This window comes from Paraburkholderia kirstenboschensis (genome assembly GCF_032806925.1).
Classification (GTDB): Bacteria; Pseudomonadota; Gammaproteobacteria; order Burkholderiales; family Burkholderiaceae; genus Paraburkholderia; species Paraburkholderia kirstenboschensis.
Genome location: NZ_CP136512.1, coordinates 1068687 through 1084730 on the forward strand (window position 1 = coordinate 1068687; position 16044 = coordinate 1084730).

Here is a 16044-nt window from a genome sequence, read left to right on the forward strand (position 1 = left end):
TCAGCGCTTTTCGTACTCGTCGTGACGACGCCACCAGATGCCGGTCTCATTGCGGCCTTTCGGCGCGCGGTCGAGCCATTGGTACATGCCCCACAGGCCGTCCAGTCCACGCGCGTACGTGGAATACGTGTGGTAGACCGCGCCGTCTTCGAGCACGAAGGCGCTCAGTCCTGGCCGGTCGCGCGCGTAGGTGGATGCATCGGTACCGCATGTCGCTGCGAATTGCGCGACGGGCTCCGGAGCCGGTACCGCGTCCATTGCATGACGGCCGCGCTGATAGTTGTATTCGACGGTGCCCTCGCGCTGCTGCTCCTCGGTGAACGAGATGTTGAAGTCGAAGTTGAAGTCGCTGCCCGCCGACGAAGCCCACGGAAACGTCCACCCCATGCGCCGCTGGTATTCCTGCAGCTTCGCGAGCGGCGCGCGGGATATGGCCGTCAGCGCCACGTCGTGATTGGCCAGATGAATCGCGATGCCGTCGAAGCCATCCGCAATCGACGAGCAAGACGGACACCCTGCCTTGTAGTCCGGCCCGAACATGAAGTGATAGACGAGAAGCTGCGAGCGTCCTCCAAACAGGTCGGCAAGCGATGCCGTGCCCTGCCCGGTCTCGAATCGGTACGTCTTGTCGACGCGGACCCAGGGCAATTCCTGGCGTCGGCGCGCCAGTTCGTCGCTGCGTCGCGTGAGTTCTTTTTCCGCGTTGAGCAGATCGAGGCGCGCTGCCAGCCACTGCTCGCGCGTCCCGGTCGTATGTGTCGTGGTCATGGTTCTCTCCGTTCGGTTTCACTCGTCGCTCGATCGCTTTCGATACGACGTACTGGTTGGCGGTCGTGCTAGATTAGTATCGGGATTCCGGACGGTGGGAGTGACAAGTGTGGCGCGATTTCAATCAACATGGACCCGCTGATCAAGGCCGCCGCGCAGGCGCTCGCTGCCGGTGATCCGCTCGGCGCATTGAAGCGCGTCGCATTACGCGACGACGCCCCGGCGCTCGCGCTTCGCGGCATCGCGATGGCGCAACTGGGCGATTTCATCCGGGCCAAGGTGCTCGTGCGAAGCGCGGCGCGCGCGTTCGGTTCGAAGCAAGCCGTGGCACGCGCAAGATGTGTCGTGGCGGAGGCAGAGATCGCGCTGGCGTCGCGCGATCTTGCGTGGCCGGCGAAAGCGCTCGGCGCTGCGCGCGCGACGCTCGAAGCGCACGGCGACCGCGCCAATGCCGCGCATGCGGGCTATCTGGAGGTTCGCAGGCTCGTTCTGATCGGACATGTCGACGAGGCCGAGCGCATGCTCGGCGCGCTCGATTTCGCGCCTTTGCCGCCCATGCTGAGGGCGGCGCATCAGCTAATGGTGGCGGGCATCGCGCTGCGGCGTTTGCAGGCCAACAAGGCTCGCGCCGCGTTCGCACGAGCCAGGCACGCGGCGCAAGCTGCGGATATTCCCGCGCTGATTGCCGAGGTCGAAAGCGCATCGCATGCGATGAACCTGCCAGCCGCGCGCCTGATCGCACGCGGCGAACAACGGCTGCTGCTGCTTGACGAAGTTGAAGCACTGCTGATGTCGAACGCGTTCGTGGTCGACGCCTGTCGCAATGTCGTGCAGAAGTCCGGCACGGCCGTCTCGCTGGCAAGGCGCCCGGTGTTGTTCAATCTCGCGTACCAGCTTGCGGTGGCATGGCCCGCCGATGTGCCGCGCGACGCGCTGATCGCACGCGCATTCCGAACGAGACTTGCCGATGACTCGCATCGCGCGCGTCTGCGGGTGGAGATCGGCCGGCTTCGCACGATGCTCGGCACCCTGGCCGACATAAGCGCGACGCCGCGTGGCTTTGCATTGGCGCCACGCGATGGGCAGGAGGTTCGGGTACTCGCGCGGCCCGTCGAAGAGGCTCATGCGGCAATGCTCGCGCTGCTCGCGGATGGCGAGTCGTGGTCGAGTTCCGCGCTCGCGCTCGCACTCGGCGCAAGCCAGCGCACCGTGCAGCGCACACTCGATTCGCTCGCGGCCGTTGGCAAAGCCCAGTCGTTTGGTCGAGGACGGGCGCGCCGCTGGATGGCCCCGTCCGCGTCCGGATTCGCGACAACGTTGTTACTCCCCTCGCCCGTCACGCTCAATTAGGATGACAGCATGAATCGATCAAACGCCACTATCATCCGCGAATACGGTCCGTTCCCGGACGTCCAGCAAGTGGCTGGCGTCACCTACGACGGCCAGCAGGTCTGGATTGCAACGGGCAAGACGTTGAACGCATTCGATCCCGCGAGCGGCCAGACTCTGCGCGCAATCGAAATCGCCGCCGATGCGGGCACGGCCTTCGACGGCCAGCATCTCTTTCAGATTGCCGCGGGCCGCATCCACAAGATCGACCCGGCAACCGGCCGCGTGCTTTCGAGCATCCCTGCGCCGGGAGGCAATGGCGCGTCGGGACTCGCGTGGGCCGAGGGATCGTTGTGGGTCGGCGAGTATCGCGAGCGCAAAATCCATCAGGTCGATCCAGAGACCGGCGCGGTGCTTTCGAGCATCGAGTCGAACCGTTTTGTAACGGGCGTCACGTGGGTCGACGGCGAGCTTTGGCACGGCACCTGGGAAGACGATGCAAGCGAGTTGAGGCACGTCGATCCACGTACCGGCGAGGTACTGGAAAGCCTTGAGATGCCCGAGGGCGTCGGCGTGTCGGGCCTCGAGTCCGACGGCAGCGGGCAGTTCTTTTGCGGTGGCGGAAACAGCGGGAAGGTGCGCGCCGTGCGCCGTCCGGAACGCGAGACGGGAGACGTCAGCTAATTGGCGCTGCCTTGGTGCCGCGAACCGCGTGCGTTTTCACGTGGCACTACGCACTTCGCGGCGCACCGCCTGCGGCGGCAGTCCAAACCCGCGTATAAACGCCTCGCGCAAATGGCGCCGGTCGCGAAAGCCGGTCTCTTTCGCGATGACGTCGAGCGGATGACGGCTTTGCTCGATCATCAGGCGCGCGGCTTCGAGGCGCAGGCTTTCAACAGCACGCGCCGGCGATTGGCCCGTTTCGAGCGTAAACACACGGCTGAACTGACGCGGACTCAGGTTCGCCTTGCCGGCCAGTTCATCGACAGTAAGTGGCCGGCTCAGGTTCTCACGGGCGTAGTTCAACGCGCTCTGAACGCGGTCCGACTTTGGCGCGAGGTTGAGCATTTCCGAATGCTGCGATTGGCCGCCCGAGCGCCGCTGATGCATGACGAGCTTGTGCGCAACGGAGCGCGCCACCTCGGCGCCGAGATCTTTTTCGACCATCGCAAGCGCGAGATCGAGCCCGGCAGTCATGCCGGCCGACGTCCAGATCGGACCGTCGACTATATAAATGCGGTCGTCTTCCACGCGAACATCGGGAAAGCGCTTTTGCAATTCCCGTGCGTAAGCCCAGTGCGTTGTGGCGCGACGCTGCGATAACAGACCCGCCTCAGCAACCACGAAGCCGCCTGTGCAAATACCGCCGATACGCCGTGCGCGCGGCCCGGTTTTGCGTAGAAACGCGAGCACGTCTTCGGGCGCCGGCGACGCCAGCGGATCGTTGACGCCCGCGACGATCCACGTGTCCGTTTGACGGCGCGATTTAAGCGGACTCGTGCTCACGGTCATACCTAGCGACGAACGCACCTCGCCGCCCGCAGGCGAAAAATTCTCCACCTGATAGAACGGCTCGCCCACTACCATGTTCGCGTATTCGAAAACGGCTTGCGTGGCGATCGCCATGACCTGGAAGCCGTCGCTCAGCAAATATCCCACGCGGTGCATGTCAATTCTCCGTCTAAGTGTATGTCCTGAAACCTAACCATATATGTCATTTGCGCCGCCGTCAAAACGGGACAGAATTCCGTCACGCCATCAACGATTTATCGCAAAGGAGTGACATCATGACTGAAGCATACAAGGGCACCGCGCTGATTACGGGCGCATCGTCGGGCATCGGTGCAATCTACGCGGACCGCCTCGCGCGGCGTGGGTATGATCTCGTGCTCGTTGCCCGCAACCGCGAGCGCCTTGCCGCGCTGTCCAGTCGCATCACGACCGAAACACGCCGCAGCGTCGAGATACTGGACGCCGATCTCGGCGACAAAGCCGGCCTCGCGGCAGTCGAAGCGAAACTGAAACAGGACGCGAGCATTACCCTTCTGGTCAATAACGCTGGTGTCGGCACGCATACGCCGCTAGTCGACAGTGACGTCGATGCAATGCAGCGCTTGATCGACCTCAACGTCAGCGCGTTGACGCGGCTCACGTATGCGGCCGTGCCCGGCTTCGTCGCGCGAGGCAAGGGGGCGTTGATCAACATTGCGTCCGTCGTGGCTATCGCGCCGGAGGTTCTCAACGGCGTGTATGGCGGCAGCAAGGCGTTCGTGCTGGCCTTGAGCCAGTCGTTAAATCACGAACTGGCCGACAAGGGCATTCACGTGCAAGCGGTTCTGCCGGGCGCGACCGCGACCGAATTCTGGCAGACGGGTGGTCTGCCGCTGGAAAACCTCGACAAGGCAATCGTGATGTCCGCCGACGACATGGTCGACGCAGCGCTGGTCGGCTTTGATCGCGGCGAGCTGGTCACCATTCCGTCGCTGCATGCGGTCGAGAAGTGGGACGACTACGAGGCTGCGCGCCGCGCGATGTTCCCGCTGTTGTCGACCAATGCGCCGGCGCCGCGTTACAACGCGGCTTGACCGGCGACGGTGGAAACTGGCCGCGGATCGCGGCGAACCGTGGCGATTGCATTTGCGGCACGATTCGCCGGTTAGCAGCAAGTTGTATTGCATGCGGCTCCCCGAAGGCCGTCTCATCAGGCGAGAGGTCCTTCGGGCGCTTTGCGGCGCACCGCGACCGCAATGGCGCTGCCCACGATCGTTAATATGCCGGCCACCGACAGAAGCTCCAGCGTTTCGCCCCACAGTACATAGCCGAACAGCGCAGCCCAGACGATACTCGTGTAGTTGTAGGGAGCGAGCGCGCCTGCATCCGCGCGACGGAAGGCTACCGTCATCAGCATTTGCCCCGCTGTCGCGAAGACGCCGAGCGCGGCCATCACGAGGAGTGCGTCCACCGAAGGCGTGCGCCATTTGAAGAACAACGTGCAGCCCATGACCACGGTGCCCATCGCCGTGAATAAGAGAACCGTGGTGGCGGAGTCGTCGGTCGGGCGAATGCGTTTGATCTGGACGATGGAAAGCGCGCCGCAGAACGCGCTTGCCATCAGGATGCCGGGTCCCAGCCAGGACGTCTGGGCGCCGCCCGGCCGGACCACGAGCAGCACGCCCAGAAAACCGACAATCGCGGCCGCGGCGCCGCGTGGTGTCAACCGCTCGTTGAGCATCAGCGGAGCCAGCACAATGACGATCAGCGTCTCGGAATAGGCAAGCGCGACCGCTTCGCTAAGCGGCACATAAGGCAAGCCGGCGAAGAACAGAGCCGAGGCGCCGAGGAGCGCGGTCGCACGCGCGGTCTGCCCTTTGATGTCGATATTGCGCACGCGGTCGGACAGCGGCCGGCTTCCTCCGCAGCACAGCGAAATGGCGGGAAACAGGCCGAAAAGCATGCGGAAAAACGTGACCTCGTTCGCCGGATATTGAAGCGCGACAGACTTGGCCAACGCATCGACCACTGCGAAGCAGAACATCGAGGCAAGGATGGTGCCGACGCTGCCAAGCGAAAGCGAACTGCCGTGGGTGGTCGCGGAAGTCGGCATGTGAGAACGCAATCCGTATGGAGAATTGCATGATCTCACAGACCTATGGGCTGGCGCGTCACACTACGTAGTGCCGGAAAGCGCCGGCACCATGAAGGCGTCGCCGCCATTGGATAAGCCAGCACCGGCGGCAACGCGCGAGTTACACGGTGCGGCGGGCCTTGCTGCGCCGCACCGTGCGAATCAGGCGTGACGATGACCGTGTCCGCTGTCGCCCATCGAGCGCGGCTCGTCATACTCCTGCGAAATGTCCTTGTTCGTGTAGTCGCCGAGTTGCGAAGCGGCGATCAGGCTGAGCACTCCGCAAACAAACACATAGATCGCAATTGCGTAGCCGGAGTGATAGTAAGCGAAGAGCGCGGTCGCGATCAGCGGCGCAGGACCGCCCGCGATCACCGAGGCGAGTTGATAACCGAGCGATGCGCCGCTGTATCGTAGTCGCCCGGTAAACGACTCGGCGATCAATGCGGCCTGAGGGCCGTACATCATCGAGTGCGGTACTAGCGAGAGTACGATGGCCACGAAAATCAACGTCGGATTGCGCGTGTCGACCATGGCGAAATAGAGGAAACCGAACAAGCCGGCCGCGGCGGCGCCGATCATGTACATGCGGCGACGTCCAATCAGGTCTGACACATGGCCGAACAGCGGAATGGTGCCGAATTCCAGCACCGACGCCACTAGCACTGCGGTCAACAGCAGATCGCGCGACGCGCCGAGTGTCGTGACGCCATACGTGAAGACGAAGGCCGTGAAAATATAGAACGGCGCCTGCTCAGCCATGCGCGCCACGGCCGAAAGAAGAATGTCTTTCGGCTGACGGCGCAACACTTCGAGCATCGGCGTCTTTTCGATCTTGCGCTCGGCAAGAAGCTTCGCAAAGATCGGCGTCTCGAGGATGTTCAGCCTGATATAAAGTCCGATCCCGACCAGCAGGATGCTCAGGAAAAAAGGCACACGCCAGCCCCACGTGACGAAAGCGTCGCCGGAAAGCGCGCTCATGGCCAGCACGGCGAGGTTAGCGAGAAACAGCCCTGCCGGTACGCCAAATTGCGGCCACGATGCGACGAAGCCACGATGCGCGTTCGTGCGGGCCCATTCCATCGACATCAACACCGAGCCGCCCCACTCGCCACCCACGCCGACGCCTTGAATGAAGCGCAGCACGGTAAGTATGACGGCGCCCCAGATGCCGATCGACGCGTAAGTAGGAACAAATGCGACGGCGAACGTGGCGAGCCCCATCAGCAGCAGCGTGACGATCAACGTAGCCTTGCGCCCGATGCGATCGCCATAGTGCCCAAAAATGGCCGCGCCGACCGGCCTCGCTATGAAGCCGACCGCATAGATGAGAAAAGCTTGAAGTGTGCCGACCAACGGGTCCGATTGCGGGAAGTACAGCTTCGCGAAAACGAGACCTGTGACCGTGCTGTAGAGAAAGAAGTCATACCATTCGATCGTAGTACCGATCGTGCTGGCGATGACGGCGCGACGCAGCTGGCGCCGCGCGTCCTCTTCGGAGAGGGGCGCAGCCCCCGGTTGAGTGGCAGTCATTTGGCATCCCCTGATAAAAGGGCGACATCTCATATTGACCGCCGGCACGCGCAGAGGTTCCGGTGACCCGCGCCTTGATCAGACATGCTTATCAAATGGCATGGCACCGCTAATGCTCAAGTGCTTTGAGCAACCGCGGAAGGTCTTGCGGCTGGACGTGGGTCAGCCCGCCGCGCGGACTATCGATGTCCGCTATAGGCGCAAGCGATAACGAAACGGTCGCGGGCAAAATGACGAGCAATAGACTTCTTCGAAGTCTTCCCCGCGCGCCATATCCCTGCACGCCGCAACCAAGCATGCCGATGACGAACATCAAAGACCAGGCTCGTACGGGGATACGGTTGATGCGAGCGCCTCCGCGTAGTCCTGTGAATTCAGCACGTCGTTCATTCCGGTGACGACCGTGGCGCCTATTGGCGTCGGCTGGTCGCGCGCCGCCTGCGTCGCGAGCCGCCATAACTCCGCCTCGACAGCAGCCCTATCCCGGCCGATTCGTGACGCTCCCCGGGATCGCGAGTCCGATAATCGTCCAGCCGCAAATGCAGACACCGCAACAGAACGGCGGGGTAGTCGACGAGTGCGGCCATGCTGTTCTCCCCATATAAACGGTACTGACTGCGTGGCAACGGTGACGAGACGCGCAAAATCCTCACACGATCCACCTCGTGTGCGTCGCAGCAAGCCACGCCGAATAACTTTCGACGACTCGCGGGCCAGTGATCCGAGACAATAAGGTTGGTTACAGCGGCGGCAACATGGCCGCTGCCAGAGTGCGGGCGGCTCGTCGTTTTACGACAAAACCGCCGCGAGTCTTGTGAACTCGCGGCGGTTTTCCGACACTCGTCAATGCAATCTATACGACGACGACTGATAGTCCAGAATCAATCAATAGTCCCACTGAACCGGCACAAAACGGAAGCCATCACCGTTCTTTGCAATGTGACCGATGGACGGGAACGCGACATGCGCTGCGGCCAGCAGGGCGCCGGTTTTAGCGGCTTCGTTGAACAGCGAAATGCGCACGTCCGCAGCCCCTTCAGGATCGTGCTCGAAGCCGTTTTGCCATTGGGGATTGTCGAAGTTGACTTCGAAAATCGCGTCGCCTACGAACGTCAGCTTCTCGCCTTTCGATGCAACATCCACAACGCAGTGCCCCGGCGTGTGGCCACCCGTTACGCGCGCCGATAGGCCCGCTGCGACTTCCACGGTCTGATCGAACTGCACGATGTTTTCGCTGTAGAGCTTCACGAACTTTGCAGCAGCCTTGCGGAGCGCGGGAGGAACTGTTTCCGGCATCACCGTCTTGCTGAAGTCCGGATTTTTCCAGAACTCCACTTCTGCGCGCGACACGTGAATGCGCACGTCCGGGCGCAGCCTGGCCTTGACACCATCGACGTTCAGGCCGCCAACGTGATCCATATGCATGTGTGTAATCATGATATCGGTGATTGCAGCCAGGTCGATGCCGGCCGATTCCAGGCGCATCACCGACCGACCGGCGCGCGAGAAGTATTCGAAACCGTCGCCTACGCCCGAGTCGACCAGGATCAGGCGTTCGCCGCTGCGCACGAGCGCGACATTCAGCGCCCAGTCGAACATGTCACGTTGCAGGAAACGGCCATCCAACCATTCGTTGCGGTCCGCTTCGCTCACGTTGGTGGACATGGTGGAGGTCGGCAGCGGCAGAACGCCGTCGCTGATCAGCACCACGTCGACGTCACCCACGCGCACGGCATAGCGGGAAGGCACGAGTTCGCCTGAACCTTCTTTGCCAAGGTTGGCGGTAACGGGCTGCATATTGCAGGTTGTTTCGCTCATCTTCAATAGTCCTGTTGATTGAGGGGGGTAAGCCGCACTGCACGGCGCGGCTCACGAGCACGACCACGAATTTCGCGCGCTTCGGTTGCTCGCCTTTCGACCGAGCGTGTGACGCATTGTAGTTAGGGGTGGCGAACGCCAGTAGCACCGCGAAAGTGTTCACCATGTTGTTCTAACGGCAACAATCGACAGTGGACAGGCGATGAGAGCAAATGCGACTGGCAGGGTTACTGAGCAGCGGCGGCATAGGGACACGCGCGGCTCTGCACCGTCTAACGCGGCCACTCGACTTCGCTCACCGTGAGGCTGAATCCCTCGTCGAGCCATCCGGTGATCCCACCGATCATTACCTTCACCGGCCGCCCCAGCAGAGCAAGCCGTATGGCACCACGTGTGGCACCGTTGCAATGGGGACCCGCGCAATACGTGACAAAAACCGTATCAGGCGGATAGTTCACCAGCTTCGACTCTACGATTTTGCCGTGTGGCAGATTGAGCGCGCCCGCCACATGGCCCTGCGCGAACAGCGCCGGACTGCGCACGTCGAGCAGCACGAATCCGGGCGTGCCGCTCGCGAGCGCGCTGGCGACATCGGAGCAATCGGTCTCGAATTGCAGCGCCGCGCGGAAGTGGGCAAGCGCGGCTGCGCTGTCGGCGGGGGGCACGGCGGTGATGGCGTTGGTAGTCGACATGTTTGAACTCTGCATAAGTCTTCGGATGAACATAGCGCCTGGCGAAGTGATCCAGGAGCCTCATTCTGGCGTCGAGTCGCGAACCGGTTAAGTGGCGTAATCGTCAATCTCCGGTAACATCACGCCATGAACAATCATCTCGTCGTCGCGCTGGCTTACGACCGGCTCTGTACTTTCGAATTCGGCTGCGTGACCGAGCTGTTCGCGCTCGAACGTCCGGAGCTCGGCGTCGACTGGTATCGTTTCGCGGTTTGCGCGAGTGAGCCCGGGCCGCTCCGCGCCGCGGGCGGCATCACGGTCGCCGCGCCCTACACGCTCAAACTGCTCGACCGCGCAGACACCATCGTGGTGCCGGGTTGGCGCGATGCGGACGAATCGCCGCCCGAGGCGCTGCTGAAGAAGCTCCGCAATGCTCACCGCCGTGGAGCGCGGCTTTGCTCGATCTGCTCCGGCGTGTTCGTGTTGGCAGCGGCCGGCTTGCTCGACGGCAAGACTGTGACGACCCACTGGCGATACGCCGCGAAACTGCAGCAGCGCTACCCGCAAGTGCGCGTGCAGCCCGATGCGCTGTATGTCGACGAAGGACAGATCATCACGTCGGCGGGGTCCGCAGCGGGGCTGGACATGCTGCTCCATCTGGTGCGACGCGATTACGGTGGAGCGGTGGCGAATCGGGTCGCACAGAGGCTCGTGGTGCCGCCTCATCGGGAGGGCGGTCAGGCGCAGTTCGTGCCGCGTCCAATGCCGCAGGACGAGGGCGGGCGCCTGGCCAGGTTGATGGACTGGGTGCGCCAGCATCCTGCTTTGCCGCACACGCTGCGCTCGCTAGCAGAACGCGCTGCAATGAGTCCGCGCACGTTGCAACGGCAATTTCATGACGCCACCGGCATGGCGCCGTACGAATGGCTTGTGCGTGAACGCGTGGCGGCGGCCCGTGAGATGCTCGAAGCACAGTCGCCGTTGCCGATTGGCCGCGTCGCCGAATTAGCTGGGTTCGGCTCGGAGGAGTCGATGCGCAGGCACTTCCGACGTATCGCGCTCACGAGTCCGGCCGCATACCGGGAGAAGTTTGGGCATGGCGCAAGGGCTCAGAAAGTCGGTTCTGGAATCGCGGGGACGGTCGCGCGGAACTCGGGTTGACGCGCAGTTTGAGTGGTCACAATGCGATGATCAGGAAAGGCAGTTGCACGCGCCGGCCCTCTGACAACGAGGTATCGAGAACGTCAACAATCCCGCGAATCGACCGCTTGTCTTGCCTATGAGGGGTTAGTCATTGCGCGGCACCATCGAAACGACAGTCGTCGACGATGAAAATACAAGGTCAGCGCCAGGAAGAAGAACTAGAAGCCTTTCAGCGCTGCGCGCACGAAGGGGACGAACCGTGAAGTAACTGGATTTTTCCGCGCGTCCGCCCACACAAGCCCCACGCGCCATTTCGCTTGCCTTCCGCTGAGGGGCAGGACGGTAGCGTTCCGGAGCAGATGTTGCGCGCGCGAGGGCACAAATGCGACGCCGACTCCTGCGGCGACAGATGCCAATACAGACTGCACATCATCGGCTTGTTGTGTCACATTAGGTACAAAGCCCTGTTCGCGACACCAGGCGTCGACTTGAGCAGCGAGTCCAGGCCCGCGCCCACGCCGCAACGCCAGGAAACCCATGTCATTCAGCTTGCCAAAATCGGCAGGAAGACGCACACGCTCCAGGCCCGGGGGTAACGCCAGGGCCAGTGTTTCGTCAATCACACGAACCGACGAAAGACCCTCGACCGACGGCATCCGCATAAAGCCCACATCTAGCTTTCCCGCCAGAATGCGGCGGGTTTGCTCATCGGAAGACAGGTCGCTCAACGCGATGGCAATGCCCGGATATTGCTGACGGAAGTCGGCAATGATCTGCGGCGCAATGGTTAGCACGGACAGGCAAATGCCGATCCGCAGATGTCCGCGCCTGCCGCTGCCTGCCTCTCGCGCACGCGCGAGAATCTCGTCCGCGTCGCCGACGAGCGCTTGTGCATCGGGCAAGAAGATTTCCCCGAACGGCGTTAGCTCCGCGCCATGACGACCCCGTTCGAACAACTTCGCGCCCAAACTCGCCTCTAGTGCGCCAACCTGTTTGCTCAACGCCGGCTGGCTCATGTGCAGAGCGTCCGCCGCCCGCCCGAAATGACGCAGTTCGACGACGGACAAAAACGTCCTTAGCAGCTTGAGTTCCATTCTTCGCGGTTATCGCATCGATCAAATCATTCATTTTACTAATCGATGGCCGAGTCGTTCAATACGGGTATATCTTCCTGTGAGCGACTACCAATGGCTTCGACAAGCTCCAAGCGTCAACCACGTGGGCCGAGCCTCGCAGATGTCGCAGTAGGCGACGACACGGGAGAACCTGATTTGGCGCGGCAGTACTCGACCAGTCAGGAACGCCGCTCTCGTCGCTCCCGCCTCGCTGACCTCGTCCCGGAAGACGATAGCCACGCCCAGGGTGGGGCGATCGCCATCACCTTCGCCGTCGTCTCTCGCAAGCGTTGGCCGCGGTGATGGAGACCACCCTACTGGCTCCGTTAGCCTCCGGGGTGAATGACCACTTTCGTCCAGCCGTGCTCGCGCACGTCGAAGTGCTTGTAGGCATCAGGCGCCTGCTCGAGTTTCAATTCGTGAGAAACAATGAACGATGGTTTCGCGCGGCCCGCGTGGATCAGATCGCGCAACTGCCGGTTGTAGGCCTTGACGTTGCACTGGCCGGTGGCGATGTGCTGGCCTTTAAACCAGCACTTGCCCCATTCGAATGCGATCATCCCCTTCTTCTCAAGTTCGTCCGCTGCGTTCGGGTCCTCCGGAACGAACACGCCGACCACCCCGATCCCGCCTGTAAACTTCACTGATGAGACCAGATTGTTCATCGTGAGGTTGGGTCGCTCCTGGCGTTCAGGAGCCGGATCGTGGCACTGATAGCCGACGCACTCGCAACCCACGTCGGCACCTCTTCCATGGGTCAGGTCCATGACCCGCTGCACCGCGTCTTCCTTTGAATAGTCGATCGCGATCGCGCCGATCGACTCCGCCAGCTTAAGCCGGTCGGGATGGCAGTCCACCACCATTACGCTGCAGGCCCCTTTGATCATCGCCGAGTACGCCGCCATCAGCCCCACCGGTCCGGCGCCGTAGATGAGCACCGCGTCGCCGGGCCGCATGCCGGCCAGTTCGGTCGCGTGCCAACCGGTCGGGAAGATGTCGGCGCACATCACGTAGTCGACCTGCTTCTGCTCCGCATCCGGCGGAAGCTTCAGGCACATGAAGTCGGCCCATGGTACCCGCAGGTATTCGGCCTGCCCGCCCGACCATGGCCCCATGTCGGCAAAGCCAAAAGCGCCGCCGGCAATGCCCGGTTGGTTTGCGCTCAGGCAAAACGCCGTCAGGCCGCGCTCGCAGTTCTTGCAATGCCCGCAACTGACATTGAACGGCAGGCACACCCAGTCCCCGCGCTTGACCCGCTCGACCGCCGGTCCTACTTCCTGGACCACGCCCAGATTCTCGTGGCCGAAGATGCGGCCCTGCTCGAAATCGGTCCGGCCCTCGTACATGTGCAGGTCGGAACCGCAGATGTTGGTAGTGGTGATCTTGACGATGGCGTCGGTCGGTCGTTCGATTTTTGGGTCCGGCACGTTTTCGACTGCGACCTGGCGCGGACCGCGATAAACAACGGCTTTCATAGTTTGCTCCTGAAAAACAGCTTTCAAAGCCTGCGCCGCATGAAGTGCCCGGCCGCCGGCGATGTGTCTGCAAGGCCCGCGGGCAATACCTGCGGGAGCTTCTCTGGTCTCTCCTTCAAACCCGCTCTGCTTTGTTGGCGGTGCCAATGCCGTTCTGACACACAGCAGCTTTCTTCCTTTCCGAAAAAGGTAAATGTTTCCTGTAGCAGTCCCAACTAAATGGACGAACTGCTAAAATTGACGTTGTCGTCCGAATCGATCGTGCCGTGCTTTGCTTACTGCGCTCGCCTCGCGTCACCCTTATGGGCCGATGCCGGACAGCGAATAGTCGACCGGTGTCGAAACAGGCAGCATGTACTGGTCCCGCCTCCGCGTCACTGCCGCGCGCGCGTCTCCTCGATGCGCCACAACTGCGTCTCAAGGCGCGGGCCGGCCTCGGGCTTGAACCAGCTCATGTCCTGGATGTGGGAGCTAGTAACGTAGATGGTCCCGTCGGATCCCTCCGAGAATGTATCGGGCCAGCGCAGCCGCTTGTCCTGTACGAGGGTGGTGATGCGATCTCCTTCGCGCACCTTGACTGCATCTTGCTCGATCGCGCTCAGATAAAGCCTCCCGCGCCTGTCGATCCAAAGACCGTCCGTCGGCTCGGTTTCGGCGACAGGCTCCGCACGAGCTTCGAGGTCCTTCTCGGACAGACGTGGGTTCTCCAAGGCATCCGTGGTGATGCGATAGAGGGTCCGGCCGGTCAGGGCTTTCCAATAGAGCGTGCGCCCATCGTGAGAAAGCGCGACGCTGTCAGCGGCGAATTCGACTCCACGTCCGTCGGACCGGCGCAACTCCTGCCCATCGGTCTTCACCACAACATCCTTTTCAGGCTGGGTGCTCGGGTGGCCGTCAAGGACGCGTCGAGCCCTGCCCGTCTGTAGATCTACAACAACGAGAGCGCCTTTGGCCCCGGCATCGGTCAGGTAAGCATGTCGTCCATCCGGCGAAAACCGCACATCGTTCAGGTAGCTGCCCTGAGGTGCGACCTTTTCGTCGAAGCGGATTACCTGCGTAACTTCCTCCGTCCACCGCGGGAAGTTGACGAAGATGCGTCCATCCGTCGAAACGGTCACTCCTGTCACCTGGTGCTCAAAGCTGGCGACCTGCTGCAGTTGCGCTGTGCCCTGAGATGGACCGGCGCGCTGCTGTGCGAAGCCTGGATGGGAGAGGAGCATCATCGCCACTGCGGCTGACGCGGCTGTGAATCTGGTCATGCTTACCTCCTCTGCGTGGCGGGCTTGCGATGGACGGCAACCTTTACGGGGCGAACGCCGCGTGCACACAGCCGTCTGTCTTCTGTTTGAACATGTCGTAGCCGCGCGGCGCGGCCCTGAGCAAGAAGCGGTGCGTGGCAAGGTAGGCGGCGTTTAGCTCGCCCTTGTGGGCGGGCGCAAGGAGCCGGGAGCCTGCCGCCCTTGCCGCAGGCCATGATGTCCTCGCGGAGCAGCGCCTGCAGCTCGGGCTCGAGATGCGTGTTGTCGCTCAGCGAGTAAAGGTCGTGCTGGCAATACCAGCATTGGTCGCAAACAATCAATGCCGGAATCGCGACACGGTCGCCGTTCGCTACGCGCTTCACTTCGGGGCCGATATCGTCGATCACGCCCATGAACTCGTGGCCGATCACGTCGCTGGGCTTCATGGTGGGAATGTAGCCGTCGATGAAGCGCAGGTCCGAGCCGCATGTCGCGGACAGGCGGACGCGCGGAATGGCGGAGTGGAGGTCGACGATCTCGCGATCCTCGACCGTGCCAACGCGCATGCCGTTCACGCCATTCCAGTAAAGTGCTCGCATGTCCTGATCGCCTTAGCGCGTGTCGGCGCGAGCAGCGGGCTGACGCCCAGTGGTCGGGATCTCACCGGTTTCGACGAGGCCCTCGAAGCGCCGCAGCGCCCCGTCGGCGGCCAAGTCCAAGGGCATGGTTCCGGGGAGTTTCAAGGACCGTGCCGGCAAGCGCGTAACGGGGCGCGTCGAAGCGAAAGTGCAGGGTGTCGACGGTGCCGCGATCCGCGGGGGCGGGGTGGAAGCGGACCGATCCCTCGTTCGGCATCGTGGCGTCGAGGAGCGAGCGCCAACTGATGCCCTCGCCGGGCCGGTCCACGGTCTTAAAGTCCCATTCGTAGGCGCGGCCGAGCGGCCCCTCGTGATGGCCGCGGCAGTGAGCGCGATGGGAATCCAACCAAGGCCTTCAATCGACCCAAGGGCCGAGGCATCCAAAGAACGGCGGCCGCGCCGCGATGTTTCGCCCCGTCGCACAGCCGCAATGCCGCTTGCCATAATCAACCCTTGCCTGGTTACTGCCCGCGACGCGGACCGGCCGTGCGACCGGTGCGCTTACAGATGTTCGTGACGCTTCGAACCCGCATTCGGGATGCGCTTGAGTCACGGAACTGCGCTATGGGTTGTATCCGGCGAACGGTCCGCGCGCTCCGCATCCCTCATCGTAGGACAGTATTGCGTGCTCCGTTCGAGCCCTTTTGCGGTCGTAACCGGTCGAGTTGGATCGGGAAGGTACATTCGTCGA

The 16044-nt window shown here is 62.5% G+C and carries 14 protein-coding genes; 4 read left to right on the top strand and 10 right to left on the bottom strand.

The features are described 5' to 3' along the window. Positions 1-768: a DUF899 domain-containing protein gene (locus RW095_RS13500; RefSeq protein ID WP_317019477.1), complete on the bottom strand. Its 768-nt coding sequence runs from the start codon at positions 766-768 to the stop codon at positions 1-3. A 129-nt stretch (positions 769-897) separates the two neighbouring features. Here RW095_RS13500 and RW095_RS13505 point away from each other — a divergent pair, with 129 nt between their 5' ends. Together RW095_RS13505 and RW095_RS13510 are read left to right on the top strand one after the other, a co-directional pair. Further along, positions 898-2118: a helix-turn-helix domain-containing protein gene (locus RW095_RS13505; protein ID WP_317019478.1), complete on the top strand. Its 1221-nt coding sequence runs from the start codon at positions 898-900 to the stop codon at positions 2116-2118. A gap of 9 nt (positions 2119-2127) precedes the next feature. After that, positions 2128-2781: a Vgb family protein gene (locus RW095_RS13510; RefSeq protein ID WP_317019479.1), complete on the top strand. Its 654-nt coding sequence runs from the start codon at positions 2128-2130 to the stop codon at positions 2779-2781. Positions 2782-2817: 36 nt separating this feature from the next. Here the strand turns inward: RW095_RS13510 and RW095_RS13515 are convergent, their stop codons facing one another. Continuing rightward, entirely contained in the window at positions 2818-3765 is a 948-nt protein-coding gene (locus RW095_RS13515) for a GlxA family transcriptional regulator (RefSeq protein WP_317019480.1), read from the bottom strand. A gap of 119 nt (positions 3766-3884) precedes the next feature. Between RW095_RS13515 and RW095_RS13520 the strand changes: the two genes are divergently transcribed. Further along, on the top strand, positions 3885-4682 hold the full coding sequence (locus RW095_RS13520; RefSeq protein WP_317019481.1) for an SDR family NAD(P)-dependent oxidoreductase: 798 nt from the start codon (positions 3885-3887) through the stop codon (positions 4680-4682). Positions 4683-4798: 116 nt separating this feature from the next. On the opposite strand, the gene RW095_RS13525 is transcribed toward RW095_RS13520, so the two are convergent. The 4 genes from RW095_RS13525 to RW095_RS13540 form a co-directional block, all read right to left on the bottom strand. After that, on the bottom strand, positions 4799-5701 hold the full coding sequence (locus RW095_RS13525) for a DMT family transporter (protein ID WP_317019482.1): 903 nt from the start codon (positions 5699-5701) through the stop codon (positions 4799-4801). A 183-nt stretch (positions 5702-5884) separates the two neighbouring features. Next, positions 5885-7255 carry an MFS transporter gene (locus RW095_RS13530; protein ID WP_317019483.1) on the bottom strand — a complete coding sequence of 457 codons (1371 nt, stop codon included), beginning with the start codon at positions 7253-7255 and terminating at the stop codon, positions 5885-5887. A gap of 885 nt (positions 7256-8140) precedes the next feature. After that, positions 8141-9073, bottom strand: coding sequence for an MBL fold metallo-hydrolase (locus RW095_RS13535; protein WP_317019484.1), 933 nt, complete (start codon positions 9071-9073; stop codon positions 8141-8143). Positions 9074-9345: 272 nt separating this feature from the next. Beyond that, on the bottom strand, positions 9346-9765 hold the full coding sequence (locus RW095_RS13540; RefSeq protein WP_394365127.1) for a rhodanese-like domain-containing protein: 420 nt from the start codon (positions 9763-9765) through the stop codon (positions 9346-9348). Positions 9766-9891: 126 nt separating this feature from the next. Between RW095_RS13540 and ftrA the strand changes: the two genes are divergently transcribed. Then, positions 9892-10905 (top strand): transcriptional regulator FtrA, encoded by a 1014-nt coding sequence (gene ftrA, locus RW095_RS13545; protein WP_317019486.1) that lies wholly within the window; start codon positions 9892-9894, stop codon positions 10903-10905. 200 nt (positions 10906-11105) lie between these two features. Here the strand turns inward: ftrA and RW095_RS13550 are convergent, their stop codons facing one another. The 4 genes from RW095_RS13550 to RW095_RS13565 form a co-directional block, all read right to left on the bottom strand. After that, on the bottom strand, positions 11106-11981 hold the full coding sequence (locus RW095_RS13550; RefSeq protein WP_317019487.1) for a LysR family transcriptional regulator: 876 nt from the start codon (positions 11979-11981) through the stop codon (positions 11106-11108). Between the two features lie 347 nt (positions 11982-12328). Further along, on the bottom strand, positions 12329-13477 hold the full coding sequence (locus RW095_RS13555) for a glutathione-independent formaldehyde dehydrogenase (protein ID WP_128584521.1): 1149 nt from the start codon (positions 13475-13477) through the stop codon (positions 12329-12331). A gap of 374 nt (positions 13478-13851) precedes the next feature. Continuing rightward, positions 13852-14736 carry an SMP-30/gluconolactonase/LRE family protein gene (locus RW095_RS13560; protein ID WP_317019488.1) on the bottom strand — a complete coding sequence of 295 codons (885 nt, stop codon included), beginning with the start codon at positions 14734-14736 and terminating at the stop codon, positions 13852-13854. 2 nt (positions 14737-14738) lie between these two features. Then, entirely contained in the window at positions 14739-15281 is a 543-nt protein-coding gene (locus RW095_RS13565; protein WP_317019840.1) for an alcohol dehydrogenase catalytic domain-containing protein, read from the bottom strand. Positions 15282-16044: the final 763 nt, after the last annotated feature.

Bases quoted from the DNA above. Each gene is read 5' to 3' on its own strand.
- RW095_RS13500 (WP_317019477.1), bottom strand. From the start codon at position 768: ATGACCACGACACATACGACCGGGACGCGCGAGCAGTGGCTGGCAGCG.
- RW095_RS13505 (WP_317019478.1), top strand. From the start codon at position 898: ATGGACCCGCTGATCAAGGCCGCCGCGCAGGCGCTCGCTGCCGGTGAT.
- RW095_RS13510 (WP_317019479.1), top strand. From the start codon at position 2,128: ATGAATCGATCAAACGCCACTATCATCCGCGAATACGGTCCGTTCCCG.
- RW095_RS13515 (WP_317019480.1), bottom strand. From the start codon at position 3,765: ATGCACCGCGTGGGATATTTGCTGAGCGACGGCTTCCAGGTCATGGCG.
- RW095_RS13520 (WP_317019481.1), top strand. From the start codon at position 3,885: ATGACTGAAGCATACAAGGGCACCGCGCTGATTACGGGCGCATCGTCG.
- RW095_RS13525 (WP_317019482.1), bottom strand. From the start codon at position 5,701: ATGCCGACTTCCGCGACCACCCACGGCAGTTCGCTTTCGCTTGGCAGC.
- RW095_RS13530 (WP_317019483.1), bottom strand. From the start codon at position 7,255: ATGACTGCCACTCAACCGGGGGCTGCGCCCCTCTCCGAAGAGGACGCG.
- RW095_RS13535 (WP_317019484.1), bottom strand. From the start codon at position 9,073: ATGAGCGAAACAACCTGCAATATGCAGCCCGTTACCGCCAACCTTGGC.
- RW095_RS13540 (WP_394365127.1), bottom strand. From the start codon at position 9,765: ATGTCGACTACCAACGCCATCACCGCCGTGCCCCCCGCCGACAGCGCA.
- ftrA (WP_317019486.1), top strand. From the start codon at position 9,892: ATGAACAATCATCTCGTCGTCGCGCTGGCTTACGACCGGCTCTGTACT.
- RW095_RS13550 (WP_317019487.1), bottom strand. From the start codon at position 11,981: ATGGAACTCAAGCTGCTAAGGACGTTTTTGTCCGTCGTCGAACTGCGT.
- RW095_RS13555 (WP_128584521.1), bottom strand. From the start codon at position 13,477: ATGAAAGCCGTTGTTTATCGCGGTCCGCGCCAGGTCGCAGTCGAAAAC.
- RW095_RS13560 (WP_317019488.1), bottom strand. From the start codon at position 14,736: ATGACCAGATTCACAGCCGCGTCAGCCGCAGTGGCGATGATGCTCCTC.
- RW095_RS13565 (WP_317019840.1), bottom strand. From the start codon at position 15,281: ATGCGCGTTGGCACGGTCGAGGATCGCGAGATCGTCGACCTCCACTCC.